The organism is Novosphingobium sp. UBA1939 (assembly GCF_002336885.1).
GTDB lineage: Bacteria > Pseudomonadota > Alphaproteobacteria > Sphingomonadales > Sphingomonadaceae > Novosphingobium.
Genome location: NZ_DDFB01000112.1, coordinates 839 through 4,460, shown reverse-complemented (window position 1 = coordinate 4,460; position 3,622 = coordinate 839). Strand labels below are relative to the sequence as shown.

Here is a 3,622-nt window from a genome sequence, read left to right as displayed (position 1 = left end):
TGCTTGCCGCCGGCGCGCACGCACTTCTGCGAGGACGTGGCGCGCGGCACGGCGCGCGTTTCCAGCCCCGTGAACACGTTCTTGAACGGGACCATGCCCGCATTCGTGAACATCAGGGTCGGGTCGTTGTAGGGCACTAGCGGCGCGCTGTGCACCACCTCGTGCCCTTGCGAGCCGAAGTATTCGAGGAAGGACCGGCGGATTTCGTTCGTCGACGTCATGAGCCGCCGATTAAGCGAGCGTTCGGCCCGGAACAAGCACGTTTCGCCGATCAATGTGATCGCACATGCTATTCGGCCGTCGCGCGCACCAGCCAGACCGCCGCGGGGAACGAGACGACATCGCCTGAACGGTAGCTTTCAAGCAGATTTGCCAACCGTTCCAGGAAGGCTGGCCGCTCCGCTTCGGACATCACGCGAATCGCCCGCGCCGCGGGACCGATCCGGCCGAAGAACGCCAGCGCTTCGGCCACGGCATCAGGTCCGGCTCCGGCGATATAGTCGAAATCGACCGGGGTGAACGTCACGTCCCGCCACCCGCGCAGGCAGGTGCGCACATGATCGGGATCGGCGAACGCGAACGGCCCCGGCGCGAAGGGATCGGCTGAAGTTGGGGGTGGGGCTGACGCGGATGTGCCGGATTCCGGCAGCAGCGAAGCGATCCCGCTCGCCCAGCGATTCTCGCGCGGGGTGCGGAAGCAGGAGAAGACGATTCGCGCGCCCGGCGCGGCTATGGCGGAAAGGTGCGCGAAAGCGGCCGGCGGTTCGGGAAAGAACATCACGCCATGGCGCGAGACATACAGGTCCGGGGCCTGCTCCGGCTGCCAGGTCGAGGCATCGGCAACGGCGAAACGCACGTTTTCCAATCCGGCAGCCCGTGCCGACGCAGCCGCCACCAGGTCCGCCGAAACGTCGACACCGGTGACTGCCGCATCGGGGCGGGCCCGCGCGAGCGCAAGCGAGAGTTCGCCGGCGCCACAGCCAATATCGACGACGTACCGCGCCTGCTCTTCATGGATCGCCGCCAGCAGATGCGGCGTCATCCGGGAAAAGCTCCGGTCCGTCCTGGCGTGCTCGTCCGCCCAGCTCCGGCCCACGCCGCCCTGCCATTCGCCGATGTCCGTCATGTTCGTTCGCCTTCTTCCCGATCCCTCCCGACGCCAAGAAACCGGCACGGCTCCTGCCGGGGAGCGTGCCGGTTCTTTGGTCTGGCTGGACGGACGCGAGCGAGAGGAAGATGCCCGCGCCCGTCAGCCTGAAGGATCAGATGTCGTCGTCCGCGTCCGGCCCCGCCATCAGTCCTTCGGCAACCTGTTCGGTGCGGCCGCGAATGGCGGCTTCCAGACGGTCGCAAACTTCCTTGTTCTCGCGCAGGTAATTCTTCGCGTTCTCGCGCCCCTGGCCGATGCGGATCGAATCGTAGCTGAACCACGCACCCGACTTTTCGACGAGCCCGGCCTTGACCCCGAGATCGAGAATCTCACCGATCTTGGAGATGCCCTCGCCGTACATGATGTCGAATTCGACTTGCTTGAACGGAGGCGCGACCTTGTTCTTGACGACCTTGACGCGGGTGGAGTTGCCGACGATCTCGTCACGGTCCTTGATCTGCCCGGTGCGGCGGATGTCGAGCCGGACCGAGGCATAGAACTTGAGCGCGTTGCCGCCGGTGGTGGTTTCGGGATTGCCGTACATCACGCCGATCTTCATGCGCAGCTGGTTGATGAAGATCACCATGCAGCGCGAACGGCTGATCGAACCGGTCAGCTTGCGCAGGCTCTGCGACATCAGGCGCGCCTGCAGGCCGACGTGGCTGTCGCCCATCTCGCCCTCGATTTCCGCCCTGGGCACCAGCGCGGCGACCGAGTCGACCACCAGCACATCGATCGCGTTGGAACGGACCAGCGTGTCGGTGATTTCCAGCGCCTGTTCGCCGGTATCGGGCTGCGAAACGATCAGTTCGTCGATGTTGACGCCCAGCTTCTTGGCATAGACCGGATCGAGCGCGTGCTCGGCGTCGACGAACGCGGCGGTGCCGCCGTTCTTCTGCGCTTCGGCGATGACGTGCAGCGCCAGCGTGGTCTTGCCCGAGCTTTCCGGCCCGTACACTTCGATCACGCGGCCGCGCGGCAGGCCGCCGACCCCGAGCGCGATATCCAGCCCGAGCGACCCGGTGGAAATCGCTTCCACCTGCATGGTCTCCTTCGAGCCGAGCTTCATCACCGAGCCCTTGCCGAATGCCCGGTCGATCTGGGCGAGCGCCGCGTCGAGCGCCTTCTGACGATCCATTTCCTTGTCTTTGCCTTCCTGAATGAGCTTGAGCTGCGCCGCCATGGCTTCTCGTCCCCTTGCTAGAGATGGCTGACCTGAACCGTCAACAGGGACTATGTACCCACTTTGTTCCATAAGAACAAGATGGGAACGAAAATTTTTCCCGGCATCACCGGAAAATCATCCATACCATTGTAGATTATAGATTTTATGCGCCTCGCAGAACCTTTTCCACGGCCGCGACGATCTGCGCGACCGAGAACGGCTTGGCGATAAAGTGCATATTGGGGATGTCGATATCGCGCCGCAGCTGCTCTTCGGCATAGCCCGACATGAACAGCACCGGCAGATCGGGCTTCAGCCGGCGAATCTCCCGCGCCATGGCGGGGCCGTCCATCGAAGGCATCACCACGTCGCTCACCACCAGGTCGAACGGCCCGTTCCGGCCGATCGCTTCCAGCCCTTCCTCGCCGTCGGCGGCGGTGGTCACCTCGTAGCCCTGCCGCACCAGCGCGCGCTCGGCCACGGCGCGGACGGTGTCCTCGTCCTCGACCAGCAGCACGCGCCCACCACCGCTCCATTCGCGCCGGACATCAGCCTTCGGCTTCGGGCCTTCCAGGCTGGCTGCCGGATCGGGGGCATGGACCGGCAGGTAGATCGAAAACCGCGTGCCCCGGCCTACCTCGCTTTCGGCGAAGATGAACCCGCCCGATTGCTTGACGATGCCATAGACCGTCGAAAGCCCGAGCCCGGTGCCCTTGCCCTTTTCCTTGGTGGTGAAGAACGGTTCGAAGATCTTGCCGAGCAGCGCCGGCTTGATACCGTGGCCGTTGTCCTCGACGATCAGCGCAGTGTAATCGCCGATCGGCAGGATATCGCTTTTCATCCCGCGCACGTCGGCGGCGGTGATGCGCCGGGTCATCAGCCGCAGCACCCCGCCGCTCTTGTTGTCGGCCATGGCATCGCGCGCGTTGACCGCCAGGTTAAGCAGCACCTGTTCCAGTTGCACCGGATCGGCCCGCACGAAGCCAAGGTCGCGGTCATGCGTCACTTCCAGCTGGATCTTGCCGCCCAGCAGCCGCTTGAGCAGGGTGGACACCTCGGCCACCACGTCGGGCAGTTGCAGCACTTCGGGGCGCAGCGTCTGCTGGCGCGAGAAGGCGAGCAGCTGGCGCGTCAGCGATGCCGCGCGGTTGGAATTGGCCTTGATCTGCTGGATATCGTCGTAGTCGCTGTCGCCCGGCGTGTGGCGCATCAGCATGAGGTCGCAATACCCGATGATCGCGGTCAGCACGTTGTTGAAATCGTGCGCCACGCCGCCGGCGAGCTGGCCCACGGCCTGCATCTTGGTG

4 protein-coding genes are annotated in these 3,622 nt (G+C 64.8%); all 4 read right to left on the bottom strand.

Going from position 1 to position 3,622, the window contains the following annotated elements; all coding sequences use genetic code 11:
* Nucleotides 1-221: alanine--tRNA ligase-related protein (locus B3547_RS14615; protein WP_292964266.1), on the bottom strand; the 221-nt coding region annotated here is incomplete at its 3' end.
* Nucleotides 222-289: 68 nt separating this feature from the next.
* Nucleotides 290-1,126: a class I SAM-dependent methyltransferase gene (locus B3547_RS14610; protein ID WP_292964264.1), complete on the bottom strand. Its 837-nt coding sequence runs from the start codon at nt 1,124-1,126 to the stop codon at nt 290-292.
* A 136-nt stretch (nt 1,127-1,262) separates the two neighbouring features.
* On the bottom strand, nt 1,263-2,333 hold the full coding sequence (gene recA, locus B3547_RS14605; protein ID WP_124808679.1) for a recombinase RecA: 1,071 nt from the start codon (nt 2,331-2,333) through the stop codon (nt 1,263-1,265).
* A 145-nt stretch (nt 2,334-2,478) separates the two neighbouring features.
* Nucleotides 2,479-3,622, bottom strand: a 1,144-nt coding sequence (locus B3547_RS14600; RefSeq protein ID WP_292964261.1) for a response regulator, incomplete at its 5' end; no start/stop codon positions are given.

Bases quoted from the DNA above. Each gene is read 5' to 3' on its own strand.
- B3547_RS14610 (WP_292964264.1), bottom strand. From the start codon at position 1,126: ATGACGGACATCGGCGAATGGCAGGGCGGCGTGGGCCGGAGCTGGGCG.
- recA (WP_124808679.1), bottom strand. From the start codon at position 2,333: ATGGCGGCGCAGCTCAAGCTCATTCAGGAAGGCAAAGACAAGGAAATG.